The organism is Sphingomonas faeni (assembly GCF_023195535.1).
In the GTDB taxonomy this organism is placed as follows: domain Bacteria; phylum Pseudomonadota; class Alphaproteobacteria; order Sphingomonadales; family Sphingomonadaceae; genus Sphingomonas; species Sphingomonas faeni_B.
Map to the genome: position 1 here is coordinate 26087 of NZ_JALPNF010000013.1, position 17760 is coordinate 43846.

Here is a 17760-nt window from a genome sequence, read left to right on the forward strand (position 1 = left end):
TGACACTGTTCATGCGGGATCCGGGCAAGCGAGGATATCGGAAGGTATGAATGAGGCGATCAGCGACCGAGGTAACGGCGCAATCAATTGACCAATGGTACGAACAGCGCCGCGGCCGGAGCAAGAGACAGCAGATCGTAGCCGAGTGCCTTGATCCCCGAGGTGCCAACGACAACGTAGTCGCCGCTTTGTAAAATGGGGTCGCCTGATTGACCGGCGCGAATATCGGCGATGTTGAACAGCGCACCATAGCGTTTGCCGTCAATGTTTCGGAACACGGCGACCTTGTCGACCGTCGCGGTTCGCGTTGCCCCACGCGCCAAGGCTATAGCCTGAAGCAATGTGGTATCGCCTTGTAGTCCGTAGACGCCAGGAGTGTTGACGGCACCATCGACAGTTACGTTCTGTGCACGCGACTCCATGATAATCACCGATACGCGGGGATCGACAAGATAACGTGCGGCCAACCTCGACTGAATCTCCTTCGCGAACTGCTCGGTTGTCTTACCGGCGGCCATAATTCGACCGATGAGCGGCAACACCAGCGTACCACCGGTCTCGACCGGCGCATCCTTGACCGACATGTCGGGCTCGCGGAACACGGAGATGGTCAGCGTATCCTGAACATTGATCCGATATTCGGGACGGCTTCCTGCCGGCCGTGTGGCAGGAATAGTCTCATACGCACTTTGTCCGGCAGGCAATCCCTTCCAGTTTTCGGAAGAGACGCAGGCACTCAGCGGTATACTTGAGAGCAGGAAGAGAAAACGAGCCTTCATCATGGCCTCTAGCAAGTGACGGATCGGTTTGGGGAGGGTCCCGTCCGATCGAGCAGAGCGCTTACCCGCCGTTTGCTGGATTGGCTAGGGTGGGCCATAAACGGAATGGTTATCACAGGCACCTTACCGGTAGCGTCCTTGGCGACCCGGTTTGCTCTGGAGAAGTGTCGGTACACGGAACGGCGTCGGAGACGCTAAAATCGCGGCGAACACGGCAAACACGCAGGCGAGTAGCAAGGTACGCAGCGGATAATCGACTATCGAGGCGGCAAGCAGTATCACTATCCCCACTAGCACGGCAAGCATGGGCGCGAAATCGGGTGTGCCGATCCGGCCGCGTAGTCGTGCCCAGGCAGTCGTGATGAGCCAGCCGACAAACCCTAGAACTAAGATGACGCCCGGCACTCCGGCTTCCAAGGCGATCTCCATGAAGTCGGAATGCGCATGATTGGTAAAGGTCTGGTGCACCGCTTCCAGCGATTCAGCCATCCGGAATACCGGTACGAATGTACCCAGGCCAGACCCCCATGGTAGGAACTGGCGGATGGCGGTTAGCACGTCAGGCCAGAATACATAGCGCCCTTCCTGGGTCGCGCCGAACCGGTCGAGTGTCTCCTGCGCAATCGACGACTGCGCGATTACCACTGCGGCCGCCAGTAAAATGGCGAGAAATGCGACAGCTATTTTAGGATAGCGGCGCACTAGCGCCCATCCGCCCATCAGCGGAACACAGGCAACCAGTGCAACCGGAAGCAGAGCAAGGCCCGCACGGGAAAGGCATCCAACCACCGCGACCGCGAGAACCGCAATCACAATACCTGCGACCGTGCGTTGCGTGGAAGGCTGACGGAACCATACCATGCTGCGTCCCAGCATGGCGGCGAGGGGAATCGCGAGTACTAGCAGCGCAGCGTTATGGTTCTTGTTAGCAAAGATGCCCTTGCCCTTGGTAGCATGCGGGGCGTCATAGAGAGTTAGCCACAGCGCGCCTTGCGCCTGAATCATCACCAAGATGGCACTGATCAACGCCGCACCAACGATAAGGACGAGAAGTTTGAGTTGTTCGTCGCGATTGAGATGCAGGGTCGCCACGAACATCGCGATTGGCGCTATGAGAAAATAGCCTGCTTCGCGTGTAGCGGTCGGGTCGAGGCTGAACGCCAGCCACGTATCCGGCGCGCCGACCACGTTCAGGACGTCAATGACCGCACCGCGTCCTGGTAAGCTGTGCCAGACACCAGGAGGCAGGGGGATGGTCTGGACGATCACGAGTACGACAAGTGCTCCAATAAGGATGAAGGCGGTGGTAACCGACCGTCCACGCGGCGCACGCCAACCACGTACAAAAAACCAGCCTAGTGCGACCACGCCACCTAGTTCGACGATCATCCGCTGTAGCGAGGCAACCGGGCTGCCACCGCCGGCAAGCAGGGCAAGGCCCAGCAATCCTGCCGCCACGACGAAATCTCCGCGGCGAATATCCTGTGCTAGGGTCACTTTTCCTCGCCCGTGATCTTCGATAGGACGCGCGTCTCGCACACCGAATTTGGGATGGCAACGGTAAGCCCGATCCAAGTCGTCCCACAGGCCTTCTTGAAATATGCCTTTTTTAACGTCTCCGCCGACCCACGACGTACGCGAAAGCCAGAATGCACAGCATTCTCGACTTTGGTTCGTCGGAGCATTGCCCCCCCCGCTCAACGGCCAGTCGAACTGCAATAGCGCTATGCTCGAAGAGCTGACAGCACGTGGGGGAGCTATACTGCTTCATGATATCGGTGGGACTGCCGGCACCAAAGTGCGCGGCGTGTTGCGAGCGATGCTTGCAATACTAACTGGCGGAAAGCAGCGTGACCGAGCTTATCTTTCGGTGCCGGGCCAAGCGGGTGTCTGGCTGTTCGTACCGCTCGTATTACTCATGCGGCTGCGCGGGATCGTTCACGTTATCCACCATCATAGCTTTCGGCCGATCAATCTTGGTCCGGCACGCAACATGCGGATGCTGGTCGCTGCAGGTGGCGCATTCCAGCGGCATGTGCTGCTGTCGACGAATATGAAAGACCGGTTCGCCGGCCTCTATCTGGCCGGGCATGATTATCGCGCAATTACTTTGTCCAACGCTTATTTGTTTGGCCCTCGATTAACAAACACGTTGCGACCAAGCCGGCCAATAACGTTGGGTCATATGAGCGTACTGACCCCAGAGAAGGGCGTCGCCTATCTGTTGGATGTGTTCGCAGTGCTGACGGCTCGGGGGCATGAGTGGCGTCTGGTAATTGCGGGACCTTGTGCAGACCCTTTGCTACATGACGCATTGACCGCCGCCGTCGCCGGTTATTGCGGCCGTGTTGAGTATCGCGGTGCGATCGATGGCGATGAAAAGGAGCGGTTTTTTGCCGATGTCGATCTGTTCGTCCTGCCTACGACGTTGATCGACGAAGCCGAACCGCTGGTTATGCTCGAGGCATATGGCCGCGGCATTGACGTCGTGGCAAACGATACGGGATGTATCCGCGATCGTATTCGCACACGCGCCCACTTATTGACGCGCGATCGCAAGGCAGATGCCACGTTGATCGAGGCCGTGATCGGCGCGGCTGCGCGCGACTGGACAACCAATCGACAGGCCTGCGTCGATCATGCTGGCGCGATCAAGGTGCTGGCCGACGCCGAGGCGGCTGCGTTCTTTCCGCAGTTGCTAGCTTGAGATGCCGAATTTGCCATCCACGCCAAGCCTGTGACATAGCCCGCGCGCTTCGCTTCCACTCGTATGCCCGGATTTTCGCGCGATGAACGTCTATCTCATTCTGTTCGCGTTGTACGTCCTGGCGCCCAAGATCGATCTCTACACGATCGGCTCGGCCGCAATTCGTCCGGAAGATATTATCAGTGCGGTGACGTTCGTTATCTATCTTTTATCGGCTCGACGAAAGTTTTCGGTACCCGCTTATGCCAAAGCCTACCTGACTTTTATCGGTTTTGGACTGATATCTGCGGTCATAAACATTGCTGAAAGCGGTGCCGTCGGGATCGTCTATGGTATACGCCTCGCGCAGTACATGACATGGTTCTTCATTATGTACGAAGCGGCGCCACGGCTTAGTACTCGAGCGTTACGCTGGACCTGTCTGATAATCTGTGCCGTCTTCATAGTTTGGGGCTTTGGCGAATATGCCGGCGTAATTCCACGGATTGGCAAGTTCACCGGCGCATCGCAGCGTTTGACAATCAACACCTCTGGTCCATTCGAAACCTCGGCGATGCTGGCGATGCTGGCCTATGCTGCTCCAGCCTTCTGGTTGACGCCATTCATGATTGTGCTCATCTTCCTGACGCAAGCGCGGATCACGCTCCTTGGGGTTCTTGTTAGTTTTGCGGCAGCGCGGCCTGGTCGTACTATGGCGCTGGGATTTGCTGGAGCACTGGTGGCAACTGTAGCAGCGCAGCCGCTATATACAGCGATTAGTAAGTCGCGCCTTAGCCAATCCGAGACGCCACTCGCAATGGGTGGACTTTTATCCTATACGTGGCAGCGCGTGCCAGTAGTGCCGCGGCCGGCCTATTACCGTGAGCGGTTTCTGCAGGGATCGCAGATTTTTCGCTACATGCCGAACACACGCGGCGATCTCAGCTTCAAATATCGTGCGGTGCGTTGGCCGATAATTATTAGATCGACTGCTGCCCGCTGGCTACAATTTTTTATTGGCTGGGGGCCCGGAGCTTGGAGCAACGCTGTTGATGGCTATTACGTGCGCGTTTTTGGCGAGACAGGTTTGATCGGAATTGCACTTTTCGCAGGCTGGATTATTGTCGCACTGCGCACGCTCAAGCAGCGCAGTATCGGTAAGTTCTCGCTTGTCATGCTAGTGATCGCGGCGTTTTTCATTGACATCTTCTCCTCATCCAAGGTGATGCCGATCCTGTGGGTGTTTCTCGCGCTCGAACATGCTGGTCACCCGTTCGCATTCCGTTCAGCTCGACCACTGTTCCGTCGTATGCGCCGCCTCTTGCCAACGTTTGGGGCGGTGCCAGATGCGGTGTCGGGGTCGAGTGCCGTCCGTCCGGCGCATCGACCTGGCTAAGCCTGTGCCGATACGGCTGGCGCTATCGAACGCCTGACCTTTGCGGGGGTGCCCAGCGCCACGGCGTAAGCCGGGATCGAGCGGGTCACGATCGAGCCCGCGCCAATCACCGATCCCTCGCCGATCGTCACGCCATCGAGGATCGAGACGTTGTTGCCCAACCAGCATCGGTCGCCGATCGTCACGCCTTGCCGCGATACCGCGCCCGAGACGAAGCTGCCATCGGGCCCGGCTTCGTGCGATTCCGCGGTGATGGTGAGGCCGGCGCCGATCTGAACGTCCTCGCCGATCGTCACCGGGCCGCCCAGGCCGATCACCGCATTGGGCCCGACATAGCTGCGCGCGCCGATCCGGAGGCCGACTGCGCGGTCGTTGAGACCGCTTCGGCTCTGGATCCACACCCGCTCGCGCAACGTGACACGGTCGCCGAGCACCAGCCCTGCGCTCGCCGCGCAATCGACATAGCCATATCCACCGATCGCCACGCCGCGGCCCAGAGCCAGCCGGCTCGCCTGCACGAACTGGATTCCGGGCCCGAGCAACAACCCGGACGGTCGCCGCAGCCGGATCACGCTCCACATTAGTCCGCGCAGGAACGGGATACCGCCTTTGGCGATCAGATAGCCGATATCGCTCGGCTCGATCGCATAGGTCCGCCCGGTAAGCTTCTTGATCAGGGTCACGATCATGCGGCTGCCTCCCGGGGCGTGGACACCACCGCGTGTTCGGACAGCGCCTGGCGATAGACCGCCATTGTCCGCTGGTAATGACGCTCCGACGAAAACTCGTCTGCGGCGCGTGCGCTCCCGGCTGCCCCCATTCGGCGTGCTAGGTCAGGGGTCGACGCCAGCCGGGAGATCCGGTTGGTCATCGCGTCGACGTCGCCCGGAGGCACCAGGTAACCGTCGATCTCGTTACGAACGGTCTCGGCCAGTCCGCCGATCGCCGATGCGATCACCGGTACGCCGTGCGCCAGTGCCTCGATCGAAGTGAGTCCGAACGGTTCGGGATACAGCGATGGTACGACTGCGCACAGCGCGCGCGCACGCTGTGCGGCCAGTCCCTTGGCGTCGAGGACGCCAAGCCATTCGATGTTGCCGAGATCGGCTGCTTGCGCCACCGCATCGGCCCGCGCCGCGCCGTCCCCGGCGATCGCGAAACGGATATGGGGGAGTCGGCGCGCGGCCTCGATCAGCGTGAAGATCCCCTTGTGCGGCTCCACTCTGCCGGCGAACAACACGATATTGCGATCGGGAGCGTCTAGCGGGGCAGGTGGCAATGCGACTGGATGATAGATGGTCTCGATCCGGTCTGCAGCCATACCCATCGCGATCAATTGATCGCGCTGGTAGGCACTGATCGACAGATAGCGGGCGATGTCGCGCTTGTGCCCCAGCGCATCCGACAGCCGCATCTCGGCGACATTCCAGAGCGAGCGTGCCAGCGATCCCCCAGCGCAGCGATGCCGCACTGCCTGCCCATAGCGGCGATCGTGGCAGTCGGTGCAGACATGGCCGTCGCGGTAGAGCAGCGAGGTTGGGCAGACCGCGCGATATTCGTGCATGGTCTGGACGATCGGAATGTTGCGACGTCGGATCTCGGGCAGGATCGCCGGCGTCAGCCGCTTGAAATAGCTGTGCAGATGGACAAGATCGATCGCTTGTTCGTCCAGGATCCGGCCGATTGCCCGCCGTGCCGTGGGCGAGTAGAGCGTCCGCAATAGATCGCGCGCAGCGGTATCGGTGGTGGGCGGCGCGGGTGGAAAATAGCGGGCATAGTCGGTCGGCCGATTGGCCGGATCGGCTGCCGCAAAGGGCACGACATGATGCCCATACGCCGTTAATATCGCCTCTAGCTGAAACATCGCAACATCCATTCCGCCCAGGACATGATAGTTCTGGTTGACGTTGAGGATGCGCAGCGGTCGATCGATGTCAGGATTCATGGCATGCCAATCGAGCGCACTGCACTGCGGCGCGCGATCCGAACAGGACAATCTGGATGATAGCTCGCCCAGCCCGCGCGAGCCCGGGTGATCTGTTCAACTGGCAATGTCATAGGTGCGCCTTGCATCGGCGAGGCCGCGACCGCAAGACGGGTGCGGTCGCGGCGATGAGGGCTATTCGCGCGTGAAACCGCCGACCGCCACCTCTACCGTGCGGCGATATCCGTTGACGAACAGCTTGGCGGGATCGTGCCGGCGCGGCACGCGATTGTCGTGTATGTCGATATGCGCGAGCTGTTCCTCGGGCTTCGATCCCAATATCGTTGGTCGACCGAGGACGATCGGAACCTGCGCGGTTTTCGGCACGAACCGGTTGCCGGTCGCTGTTACCCGGCTGACATTGTAGCTGAGCTCGATCCCCGCCTTGTCGAAGCCGCGAATGTCGTTGTCGCGGATCATGACGCCGCCCGTATCGCCGCCCATTGCCACACCGATTGGCGTGCCGCTGATCTTGTTGCGTGAGATCGTCAGGTTGCGGGGCTCGCCGTGGATGCGGTTGACGCGGACGCCTGCGGTCCGACAGTCGGTGATGACGTTGCGCGTGGCGATGCAGTCCGCGACGGTCTCTAGGAACACGCCGATGCTGCTGCCGCGGATGATGTTGTCGGCGATCATCGCGCGGTGTGATGTCGCGACCGTTGAATGGCCTTCGGTGTCGTCGCCATACACGTCGATCGCGTTGTCCCGGCAGTTGTTAAGTCGGTTGCCGACGATTTCGATCCCGTCGAACTGCGAGCATTGGATGCCGATGAAGCTAGTCCGCTCGACCAGATTGTTCGCGATCCGGAGATTGCGTGAAAGGTTGCCCGTCGTTCCCTGCAACATGATGCCTTGGCCGACCGCATCCCGGACCGCCATGTTCTCGACCGTGACGTCGATACACCGGCCCTTCCATCCCAACAGCACGGCCGCGCCGCCGAACTCGTCGCGGAATTGGCCTTGCGCTTGGCGACTGCCATCGATGCTAAACCCGCGCAAGCCAGCGCGGGCAAGCTCGCCTTGGCTGGCGATAATTCGGGCATAGGAGCCTGGGCCGAGCTGTGCGTCGGCGAGTTTCAGGATGCAGCGATCGCGGTCAGTACCGGCTAGCGTCACTCCGGATCGTAACGTCAGCCCGCTGCCGCCATCGCCATCGTCCGAGGGACGATAACGTAGCAGGTACACGCCGGGATCGATCGTCACGACTCCACCACCAGCCTTGGCCACGGTATCTATCGCGCGCTGGATCGCGGCTGCATCGTCAGTGACACCGTCACCCTTCGCTCCGAACGCTCGGACGTTGCTGCCGCCATCCGTTCGCAAGCCTTGTCCGCAGGCTGCGGATGCCATGGCTAGCAACGTACTGCCCATCATCCATCGCCGATCAATACCCGTACGATCGCGCAATATCTGTCTCCTGCTGGCGGCCACCGTCCATCACGCTGCCGCGTTCCGTTTCGAATATCTAGTCGTAGGAACAACACACGTGCCTGAACAGGTCGACCGTACACTGCTGCCACGACTGATCCGCTTTGCCGGGCGCTACGACGCGTGACGCCCAAACAAAGGTCAGGGCAAGCAAGTCGCGGTCGCACTCTGCGCAATTGCTCCTGGCCGAGTGCAGGGCTATGTCGCCTGCCCATGTCTTGCGTTCAATTGATCCGCCCCAGGCGCCACGGTGATACCCGCGGCTGGTTTACCGAAACCTACAACGTCGAGGCGTTCGCCAAGCTGGGCATCGCCTGCACCTTCTTGCAGGACAATCATTCGCTGTCGGTCCCCGCATTCACCCTGCGCGGCCTGCATTTCCAGACTCCCCCACGTGGGCAGGACAAGCTGGTACGCTGCATCCGCGGCCGGATCTTCGATGTCGCGGTAGATATCCGCAAGGGATCCCCGACCTATGGACAATGGGTCGGCGCGGAACTGTCGGCTCAGAACGGCCATCAGCTTTTCATTCCGATCGGCTTCGCGCACGGCTTCGTGACGCTCGAGCCCGATTGCGAAGTGACGTACAAGTGCTCCGATACCTATGCGCCCGATGCCGATGGCGGTATCCGCTGGGATGACCCCGCTCTCGGCACGGGCGGCATCGACTGGCCGATGCCGGCCGGCACCGTCCCCGAACTTTCGGCCAAGGACCAGGTCCAGCCGCTGCTTGCCGATTTCGACAGCCCATTCCCCTATGACGGCCGCCCGCTCGGCCCGCTCGTCTGAAGGACAGACCCATGCGTATTTTCGTTACCGGCGGGGCCGGTTTCATCGGCTCGGCGCTGGTCCGTCACCTGATCGAGAACACCGAGCATGAGGTCCTCAACTTCGACAAGCTGACCTATGCCGGAACGCTGTCGACGGTCGAGCGCGTCGCGAGCTCGGACCGCTATCGCTTCGTTCAGGGCGACATCTGTGACGCCTACGCCGTCAAGGCCGCGATCGCCGAGTTCAAGCCCGAAATCGTCACACATCTCGCGGCCGAGAGCCATGTCGATCGCTCGATCGACGGACCCGGCGCGTTCGTCCAGACCAACGTCGTCGGCACCTTCACGATGCTCAGCGAAGCACGCGCCTATTGGCTCGGGCTCGACGACGAGGCGAAGGCGGCATTCCGCTTCCATCATATCTCGACCGACGAGGTTTACGGCTCGCTCGGCGATACCGGGTTGTTCACCGAGGACACGCCGTACGACCCGCGCTCGCCCTATTCGGCGTCGAAGGCGGGGTCGGACCATCTCGTCAGCGCTTGGGGCCATACGTTCGGGCTGCCGGTGCTGATCACCAACTGCTCGAACAATTACGGGCCGTATCACTTCCCCGAAAAGCTGATCCCGCTGATGATCGTCAAGGCACTCGCTGGCGCCGACCTGCCGGTCTACGGCAAGGGCGATCAGGTCCGCGACTGGCTGTTCGTCGAGGATCACGTCCGCGCACTGCATGCGGTGTTCGAAAAAGGCGAGCCCGGCCGGACCTACAATGTCGGCGGGAACAACGAGAAGCAGAACCTCGAGGTCGTGAAGACCGTCTGCACGATCCTCGACCGGCTGCGTCCGCGCGCCGATGGCCAGTCCTATGCGATGCAGATCACCTGCGTCGCCGACCGTCCCGGCCACGATAAGCGCTATGCGATCGACGCGACCCGGATCAAGGACGAGCTCGGCTGGGAGCCGGCCGAGACGTTCGAGACGGGGATCGAGAAGACCGTCGCCTGGTATCTCGACAATCAGGATTGGTGGGAAGCGATCGTCGCCGAGCACAAGGCCGACCAGCGCCGCGGGCTTTCCGTATGAGCGATGGCGCTCAGGCTGGTGGCGTGAAGCAGATCCTCGTTACCGGCGGGAATGGCCAGCTCGGCACCGAGCTGAAGCGCCATGCCTGGCCGAATGGCTGGGCGGTTACTGCGATCGACATCGACGAACTCGACCTGCGCGATACCGCCGCGATCGCCGCGAAGGTTGCCGAGGGCCATGACGGCCAGCCCTGGGCCGCGGTAATCTCGGCCGGCGCCTATACTGCGGTCGACAAGGCCGAGAGCGACATCGTCACCGCCTGGGCGGTCAACGCGATGGCGCCTGCAGCGTTTGCGGAGGCGTGCGCGAAGGCCGGTATCCCGATCGTCCAGGTCTCGACCGACTATGTCTTCGACGGCGCGCGCGATGGCGCTTGGGACGTAAACGATCCGGTCGCACCGCTTGGCGTCTATGGCGCGTCCAAGCTTGGCGGCGAACTCGCGGTACGGACCTCGGGCGCACGCCACGCGATCGTCCGGACCGCCTGGGTGGTCAGCGCGCACGGCAACAACTTCATCAAGACGATGCTGCGCGTCGGTGCGACCAACCCGACACTTCGCGTCGTCGACGACCAGCATGGCAGCCCGACCTCGGCGACCGATCTCGCTGCAGCGCTCGCGACGATCACGATGCGCTTGGTCGAGGACCCCGTCGCCCCCACCGGCACCTATCATTTCAGCAACGCGGGTGCCGTCACCTGGGCAGGCTTCGCGCGCGAGATCTTCGCACAGAGCGCCGCACGCGGCGGTGCCAGCGCCGAAGTGCAGGGCATCACCACCGCCGACTATCCGACACCGGCGACGCGGCCCGCCAATTCGTTGCTCAGCCACGACGCGATCACCCGCGACTATGACATCCATCCGCCAGCGTGGCAGACCGCGCTCGGCAACATCCTCGACGAACTGCTCGGGGCCCCCAAGAAGGACATCTCCCAATGAAGGGCATCATTCTCGCAGGCGGCTCGGGCACGCGGCTCCATCCGGCGACGCTCGCCGTGAACAAGCAGCTGCTGCCGGTCTACGACAAGCCTATGATCTATTATCCGCTGTCGGTGCTGATGCTCGCCGGCATCCGCGACATCCTGATCATCTCCAGCCCCGAATATATCGACAATTACCGTCGCCTGTTCGAGGCCGGTTCGGCATTCGGCCTGGCGATCTCCTACGCCGAACAGCCCAAGCCCGAGGGCCTTGCCCAGGCGTTCACGATTGGCGCGGACTTCATTGGCGACGACGATGTCGCGCTCGTGCTCGGCGACAACATCTTCTTCGGCGCGCATCTGACCGACCTGCTGGCGAGCGCGGTCGCGCGCAAGGGCGGCGCGACGGTGTTCTCCTACCGCGTCGAGGATCCCGAGCGCTACGGCGTGGTCGAGTTCGGCGCGGGCGGCAAAGCGGTCAGCCTCGAGGAAAAGCCGGCAAAGCCCAAGTCGCACCATGCGGTCACCGGCCTGTATTTCTACGACAACCGCGTCATCCAGTTCGCACGCGACCTGAAACCATCGCCGCGTGGCGAGCTCGAGATCACCGATCTCAACCGTCTCTACATGGACGCCGGCGACCTGTTCGTCGAACAGATGGGCCGCGGCTATGCCTGGCTCGACACAGGCACGCACGACAGCTTGCTCGAGGCCTCGGAGTTCGTCCGCACTATCCAGCACCGCCAGGGCATTCAGGTCGCCTGCCTTGAAGAGATCGCCTATCAGCAGGGCTTCATCACGATCGACCAGGCTCGTGCTGCCGGCGAACGCTTCAGCAAGACCGCCTATGGCCGCGCGATCCTCAACGCCATCGCGGAATAAGGCCCCGCGGGACGATCCCGCGAGGTTGCGCTAGTCGTGTACCGCCCCCGATCCGCCGAAACCACCGGCGGATCGGGGGGCGGTACACCACAGGATCACGATCCCCCCGGATCAGAAGCCGATGCTGGCGGACAGCTTGAAGCTGCTGTCCTCGCCCTGGCTGCCGATCAGGCCGGCGTAGCTCGACGTGATCCGGATGTTCGCGGCGGGTGCCCAGACGAGGTCGAGCCCGGCGGTCATCGCATCGCGCGACAGCGGTGCGCCGGCGATGTCGAACGTCGTGGCGGCGGTCGCGAACCGCGCCGCGCTGGTTGGCGCACTACCGTCGATGCGGCGCTGCCACGCGGTCACGCCGCGGGCCGACAGACCCTCGACGATCGGTGTGTCGAACCGCAGGCCGGCAGTCGCGAAGGCGAAGGACTCGGTCCGCTTGGCGACCGTCAATGCGGTCGCGCCACCCGTCTCGGTGAACCCGTCGGTGTGGATCCGGAACGCCTGAAGCCCGCCGAACGGCTGGAGAGTGCCTCCGCCGAGCGGCAGCGCATAGCCTGCTTCGGCAAAGCTGTGCGCGCTGTTGCCGTCATAGTCCCCCTGCAGGCGATCGGCGAAGCCGGGGAACGCCACGAACCGATCGGTGCGCGCGTTCGACCAGGCATAGCCGAGCCCGGCACGGATGCGGATCGCGCCATAAGCACCCCCCGCATAGCCGAGCAGATGGACCGTCTTCGCCTTCGCGTCGCTGGCGCGCGCGTCGATCGATGCCTTGGTGCGCGTATAGCCTCCGGCGATGCCGACGCGGCCGGCATCCGCGCCGGCCAGATCGATATCGAACCCGCCGACGCCGCCCAGCGTGGTGCGATCGACTGCGCCGGCATTGCGGCCGCCATCGTCGTCGCCGCTGTTGGCGAGCAGCGTGCCCCACAGGCCGCTCGGCTGGTCCGCCAGCGTGCGCGCCAGCACGGTGCCCTGGACGAACTGCGCATCGCGGACCATCGCGGTCCGCAACGAGGCGTGGACCTCGCCCGACAGCAGGTCGAATGCGCGTGTGACGGTCGCGGCGTCGGGGATCAACGTCAGCGCGCTATAGGCAGCGTTGCCGACGCCTAGCGCGGCGAAGGCAGGGGCCACCGCACGCTGGTTGGCCGTGCCGGTGCCGGCCAGTGCGACCAAGCCGGCCCCGCTGCGGGCGACGTCGGCGAACAGCGTCGTGCCGGTATTGGCGAGACGGACCTCGGTGCCGGCGACCGTGCCGATCGGCTGGATGACAGTATAGCTGCCTGAAATCCCGCCTGCCGCGGTCAGCACGGTGTAGCGGGTGCCGATCCCGCCGGCGGTACCCGACAGCGCCAGTTGCGCGCCGGGCTGCAGCGTCGCGGTGCCACCGACCGCGATCAGGTCGGACCGGCCCGCCGCGTCGATCTCGGCCGCATAGGTCGAGCCCGCCTGCTGGACGAGATTGCCCGCGATCACGATCGTGCCGATACTGTTGCCCGGTGCGATCGTCCCGCCGCTGGCGATCGTCGCGCTGGCGATCCTGCCATTGCCCCCGAGCGTGCCGCCCGACTGGACGGTCACCGCGGACGGTAGCGTGCCGGCAAGCGTGAGGCGACCACCCTGGACGCTGGTCGCGCCGGTAAAGCCGAGCTGGTTGCCGATCATCAGATTGCCGGTGCCTGCCTTTACCAGCGTGCCCGTACCGGTCAGCGTCGCGGCGAAGGCGCCGTTGCTAGCCTGGTCGATACGCAGCGTGCCGGCATTGGCGATCCCGCTGGTGAGCGTGGTCGTGGTGCCCGTCAGCGTCGCGCCTGCGGCGATGCCGGTGCCGTTCGCAAAGCTCGACGCGGTGCCCAGCGTCCAGTTGCCCGAGGCGACGTTCAGCCGCTCGAAATTGACCGCGCCGGCAAAGCTGCCGGTTCCCGTTCCGCCCAGGACCACCTGGTCGGTGCCTGCGCCGCCATCGACGCGGCCGACGATCGTCGAGCCCGGCATCAGCGTGAGCGTGTCGTTGCCCGCCCCGATGTCGATCGCGATGCCGTTGGCACCGACGATCCGCCCGGCATTGACGATCAGGTCGTCGCCAAGCCCCAGCGCGATCGCCGCGCCGCTTGTGCTCTCGATCGTGCCAGCGTTGCGGATCGACAGTGCCGATACGGTCGAGGCGATCGTCGCCGCGTTGCCACTGGTCAGCGTCGCGCCTGTCGCCACGTCGTAGGTCGTGCTGGCCAGCGTTCCGGTCAGCGCGAGCGTGCCCCCGGTCACGTTGGTCGCACCGGTATAGGTTTGCGTGCCCAGCGTGAGCGTGCCGGTGCCGGCCTTCGTGACGCTGCCGCTGCCGGTGATCGTACCGGTGAAGCCGCTGTCGATGGACTGGTCGAACACCAGCGCACCGGCATTGGCAAAGGCGCCGTTCAGCACCGCGCCGGTGCCGATCGCGGTCGCGCCCGCGGCGATGGTGGTGCCGCCCGCATAGGTCTGTGCGCCGGTCAGCGTCCAGGTGCCGGCGTTCACCGCCAGCGTCGCGAAGTTGGTCGCGCCGGTAAAGCTGCCTGCACCGCTACGCTGCAGGATCACGGCATTCGTACCGTCGCCGCCATCGATCACGCCGCTGATCCCGGTGGTCGCGCCGGTCTGGACGAAGACGTCGTCGCCTTCGCCAAACGCCAGGTCGCCGGTCAGCGTGCCACCATCGGCGGTATAGCTGGACATGCTGTAACCGGGGTAGCTGCCGAGATAGACGTCGCCGACGATCGTACCGCGGTTGACGACGGTGCTGCCGTAGGCGGTGATCGCCTGCGATGCGCCACGGATGACGCCGCTGCTATCGTTGAGGATGTCGGCGCCCTCGTAGAAGACCAACGCGGTATCCTGGCGGCTCTCGATCAGCCCGGTGTTGATGATCTGGCTGGGGGCGTAATAGGCGCCCGTGATCGCCGTGCCGTCGGTGACGATGCTGCCGCTGTTCTGGACGGATTGCGCGCCGACCACGCCGTAGGTCTGCGCGCCGATCGCGCCGAGAATGGTACCGGAATTGACGACCGCCGGGGCGCTGATGCCGTAGGACAGGCCTGCGAGGTTGATCGTCCCCGAATTGACGACGGTGCCGTTCCCGACGATCGCCAGCGGCGCGTAATAGTAATAATAGTCGGATGCGAAGCCCGTGACGTTGATCGTCCCGGCATTCTCGAACCGGCCTTCGCCCGCGTTCACCGCAGAGATTTGGCTATAATAATACCCATCGCCGGTGGTGGAGGCCGTCAGCGTGCCGCGGCTGATCACGTCGAGCGCGTTCGCCGCTGCATCCGGATCGCCGATCCGTTGCGCGACGGTGGGCGCGGTCATGTCGATCAGCGTCCGGTCCGCCGCGACGATGTCCGCGGTCAGATCGACTTTGCCGGTGCCAGACAGCGTCAGCGTGTTCGCCAGCGGGCTTGCCGCGGTCAGCGTCAGCGCCGCAGCGTTCGCCAGCTCGTAACCGACCCCCTCGAAGCCGGTCGGCCGTGCGATCTGCGCCGTCGTGTCGGCACCGACGCGGTAGACGATGCTGTCATAGCCGTCGCCGGCATCGACTCCCCCGGTCGCACCGCCCAAGGCGCGCTCGGCCGGCTGCACCAGGTCGGTGACGAACAGGTCGTCCCCGCCGCCGAGCCGGACCGCGCCGTTCACCACGCCGCCTGTATCGACGAAAACGTCGGGCGACTGGTCGTAGCTCGATCCGCTCGCGAAGTTCACACCGCCGTTGATCGTCCCGGCGTTCAGCACGATGCTGTTATAGCCGTTGCGCGCGCTGATCCCGGTCGCGCCGGTGATCGTCCCGCCCGCCTGGTTGTCGACGATACCGTAATAGGTGATGTCGACGCCCGCTCCGGTGCCCGTCGGTCCGCCGATTATCGTGCCGGTATTGACGAAGCGCCCGAACGACAGCGACACGCCGCTGGTCGCGCCTTCGATCAGGCCGCTGTTGCTCGACGGCGTGGCGTTCAACGACGAACCGCTGATGATCGCGCCGATGTTGCCGGTCGAGCGGATCGTACCGCTGTTCACCAGCGGCCCCGAATAGACCAGCGCGCCGAAGCCCGATGCGGTGATCGTGCCGGTATTGGTCAGCGCGGTCCCGTCATAGTTGGTGACGCTGACGCCGCTGCCACCAACCGCGGTGATCGTGCCGCTGTTCGTCAGGGCGCCGAGATTGACCGACACGGCCGAACCATAGCTGTTGGCAAGGTTCGCGGTGATCGATCCGGTGTTCACCACCGACAAAGTGCCGGGATAGCGGGCGGACGTGATGATCGCCTGACCTGTGGTCGCCAGCGTCGCGTCGTTGACGAGTGTTCCGGTGCCGGTCGCCGACACGCCGTTGGGCAGCTGGATGCCATTGGCGAGCGTCACCGTGGCGTCGGTGAGGTCGAGCCCGAGCCGCTCGAAACTGGCGGGGATCGTGCCTGCGCCGAGCGTCGCGTCACCGCCGACCAACAGGGTCAGCGTATCGATCCCGGACCCTGCGTCGATCGTGCCGCTGACGCCGGCGATCCGGCCAGCGGGGATGTCGAACCGCGCGGCGACGGTGTCGTTGCTCGCGCCGAGCAACAGGTCGCCATTGATGGTACCGGCGGTGATGTCGACCATGCCGTATTGGTTGGCCGTGCCGGTCGACACGACCGACCCGTTGATCGTGCCGGCATTGGTCAGGCTGAGGACGCCGGCGCGGATCGCGACCGGGCCTGCGCTGCCGATCGTCGCACCCGCGGCGTTGGTCAGTGTCAGGCTGTTGCCGACCTCGATTGCACCGCCGCTGCCCGTATTTACGATCGAGCCGCTATTCTGGACGAATGCGTAGCCCGGCGTCGTGAGCGTCGCGGCGCTGCCGTTCGACACGATCCGCCCGCTGTTGGTGATCGAGACATATTGTGCGGTGGTAGTGTTCGCCGCGATCGCGGACGTCGCACCGCCGTCGATCGTGCCGGTATTGGCGACGGACTGGATCACCGCGGAGATGCCGCCATTGATCGTGCCGGAATTGGTGATGACCGTACCTGGCGCGAAACCGGTCGGGGTGCCGGCGACGATGCCCCCGTTGATCGTCCCCGCGTTGACGATCGTCCGCGACACGCCGGAGATCCCGCCGATCGTGCCCCCGGCCTGATTGGTGATCTGCGTGAAATAGGCCCCGGTATCGGCGACCAGCGCAGCGCCGGCGCTGCCGCTCAGCGTGCCGGCGTTGACGATCGTCGCGGTCAGCGTGCCTGCGCTGTTGTTGGGATTGGCCTGCAACCGGATCGCCGAACTGCCGCTGACCACGCCGGCTGCGTCGATGCCGATCGCCGTCGCGTTCGAGGGGTAGACATAGCCGTAGGGGCTCTCGCACACGATGACGCTCGCGCCGGCATAGGGATCGCACGGTCCCAGATAGCCGTAATAGGAATTGGCGTTCGTGACACTGACGCCCGGCCGGTTCCCACCGACGACGCTGCCGCCGATCGTCAGGGTCGAACTGCTGCCGGAGGTCGCAATGCCCGCCCCGTTGCTTCCGGCGAATACGGTCGCACCCGGCTGGACGATGACGCGGGTGCCGCTGGTCGGAACGTTCAGGCCGTCGCTGTCGACACCGCTGCAGGTCGTGGTTCCGTTGATGCTGGTCGGGTCGGGTGCGCACTGCGCGGAGGCGGGCGATGCGCTCGCGACGATCGCGAGGACGCTGCTGCCGAGCGCGAACGACACCAAGCGCGACCGCATCGGCCACGGCGCAAGCTTACCAACCATTTGAAATCCCCCGGTACGTACAACGCGACACGCATCATTGTGGGTCTGCTACCATTACCCCGATCAAGACGTC

Annotated in this window: 12 protein-coding genes; 6 read left to right on the forward strand and 6 right to left on the reverse strand. The window is 63.8% G+C overall.

What is annotated here, in order from left to right; genetic code table 11:
* Positions 1 to 83: 83 nt before the first annotated feature.
* Both SPHN_RS17045 and SPHN_RS17050 read right to left on the reverse strand, forming a co-directional pair.
* Entirely contained in the window at positions 84 to 779 is a 696-nt protein-coding gene (locus SPHN_RS17045; protein ID WP_248524985.1) for a polysaccharide biosynthesis/export family protein, read from the reverse strand.
* Positions 780 to 902: 123 nt separating this feature from the next.
* Entirely contained in the window at positions 903 to 2498 is a 1596-nt protein-coding gene (locus SPHN_RS17050; RefSeq protein ID WP_248524986.1) for an O-antigen ligase family protein, read from the reverse strand.
* 7 nt (positions 2499 to 2505) lie between these two features.
* On the opposite strand from SPHN_RS17050, the gene SPHN_RS17055 reads away from it, so the two are divergent.
* Both SPHN_RS17055 and SPHN_RS17060 read left to right on the forward strand, forming a co-directional pair.
* Entirely contained in the window at positions 2506 to 3486 is a 981-nt protein-coding gene (locus SPHN_RS17055; protein ID WP_248524987.1) for a glycosyltransferase family 4 protein, read from the forward strand.
* Positions 3487 to 3568: 82 nt separating this feature from the next.
* Positions 3569 to 4861 carry a hypothetical protein gene (locus SPHN_RS17060; RefSeq protein ID WP_248524988.1) on the forward strand — a complete coding sequence of 431 codons (1293 nt, stop codon included), beginning with the start codon at positions 3569 to 3571 and terminating at the stop codon, positions 4859 to 4861.
* On the opposite strand, the gene SPHN_RS17065 is transcribed toward SPHN_RS17060, so the two are convergent.
* From SPHN_RS17065 to SPHN_RS17075, 3 genes are all read right to left on the reverse strand, one after another.
* On the reverse strand, positions 4858 to 5550 hold the full coding sequence (locus SPHN_RS17065) for an acyltransferase (protein ID WP_248524989.1): 693 nt from the start codon (positions 5548 to 5550) through the stop codon (positions 4858 to 4860). The two genes, SPHN_RS17060 and SPHN_RS17065, sit on opposite strands and share 4 nt — an antisense overlap.
* On the reverse strand, positions 5547 to 6806 hold the full coding sequence (locus tag SPHN_RS17070; protein ID WP_248524991.1) for a glycosyltransferase family 4 protein: 1260 nt from the start codon (positions 6804 to 6806) through the stop codon (positions 5547 to 5549). Before SPHN_RS17070 ends, SPHN_RS17065 begins: the two co-directional genes overlap by 4 nt.
* Positions 6807 to 6980: 174 nt before the next feature.
* Positions 6981 to 8195, reverse strand: coding sequence for a right-handed parallel beta-helix repeat-containing protein (locus tag SPHN_RS17075; RefSeq protein WP_248524992.1), 1215 nt, complete (start codon positions 8193 to 8195; stop codon positions 6981 to 6983).
* A gap of 291 nt (positions 8196 to 8486) precedes the next feature.
* Between SPHN_RS17075 and rfbC the strand changes: the two genes are divergently transcribed.
* Genes rfbC through rfbA form a run of 4 tightly spaced genes read left to right on the forward strand, consistent with a single transcriptional unit; the run spans position 8487 to position 11930 of the window.
* Positions 8487 to 9062: a dTDP-4-dehydrorhamnose 3,5-epimerase gene (gene rfbC, locus SPHN_RS17080; RefSeq protein ID WP_248524993.1), complete on the forward strand. Its 576-nt coding sequence runs from the start codon at positions 8487 to 8489 to the stop codon at positions 9060 to 9062.
* A gap of 11 nt (positions 9063 to 9073) precedes the next feature.
* The gene (gene rfbB, locus SPHN_RS17085) at positions 9074 to 10129 is read left to right on the forward strand and encodes a dTDP-glucose 4,6-dehydratase (RefSeq protein ID WP_248524994.1); all 1056 of its coding nucleotides are present in this window, start codon (positions 9074 to 9076) and stop codon (positions 10127 to 10129) included.
* A complete protein-coding gene (gene rfbD, locus SPHN_RS17090; RefSeq protein ID WP_248524996.1) occupies positions 10126 to 11067 on the forward strand; it encodes a dTDP-4-dehydrorhamnose reductase in 942 nt (313 codons plus the stop codon). The genes rfbB and rfbD overlap by 4 nt, the downstream gene beginning before the upstream one ends.
* Positions 11064 to 11930: a glucose-1-phosphate thymidylyltransferase RfbA gene (gene rfbA / locus SPHN_RS17095; RefSeq protein ID WP_248524998.1), complete on the forward strand. Its 867-nt coding sequence runs from the start codon at positions 11064 to 11066 to the stop codon at positions 11928 to 11930. Before rfbD ends, rfbA begins: the two co-directional genes overlap by 4 nt.
* 111 nt (positions 11931 to 12041) lie before the next feature.
* Here the strand turns inward: rfbA and SPHN_RS17100 are convergent, their stop codons facing one another.
* Positions 12042 to 17687: an autotransporter domain-containing protein gene (locus tag SPHN_RS17100; RefSeq protein WP_248525000.1), complete on the reverse strand. Its 5646-nt coding sequence runs from the start codon at positions 17685 to 17687 to the stop codon at positions 12042 to 12044.
* Between the last annotated feature and the right edge of the window lie 73 nt (positions 17688 to 17760).

Coding starts and splice junctions, on each gene's coding strand:
- SPHN_RS17045 (WP_248524985.1), bottom strand. CDS start 779: ATGAAGGCTCGTTTTCTCTTCCTGCTCTCAAGTATACCGCTGAGTGCC.
- SPHN_RS17055 (WP_248524987.1), top strand. CDS start 2,506: ATGCTCGAAGAGCTGACAGCACGTGGGGGAGCTATACTGCTTCATGAT.
- SPHN_RS17060 (WP_248524988.1), top strand. CDS start 3,569: ATGAACGTCTATCTCATTCTGTTCGCGTTGTACGTCCTGGCGCCCAAG.
- SPHN_RS17065 (WP_248524989.1), bottom strand. CDS start 5,550: ATGATCGTGACCCTGATCAAGAAGCTTACCGGGCGGACCTATGCGATC.
- SPHN_RS17070 (WP_248524991.1), bottom strand. CDS start 6,806: ATGAATCCTGACATCGATCGACCGCTGCGCATCCTCAACGTCAACCAG.
- SPHN_RS17075 (WP_248524992.1), bottom strand. CDS start 8,195: ATGGCATCCGCAGCCTGCGGACAAGGCTTGCGAACGGATGGCGGCAGC.
- rfbC (WP_248524993.1), top strand. CDS start 8,487: ATGTCTTGCGTTCAATTGATCCGCCCCAGGCGCCACGGTGATACCCGC.
- rfbB (WP_248524994.1), top strand. CDS start 9,074: ATGCGTATTTTCGTTACCGGCGGGGCCGGTTTCATCGGCTCGGCGCTG.
- rfbD (WP_248524996.1), top strand. CDS start 10,126: ATGAGCGATGGCGCTCAGGCTGGTGGCGTGAAGCAGATCCTCGTTACC.
- rfbA (WP_248524998.1), top strand. CDS start 11,064: ATGAAGGGCATCATTCTCGCAGGCGGCTCGGGCACGCGGCTCCATCCG.
- SPHN_RS17100 (WP_248525000.1), bottom strand. CDS start 17,687: ATGGTTGGTAAGCTTGCGCCGTGGCCGATGCGGTCGCGCTTGGTGTCG.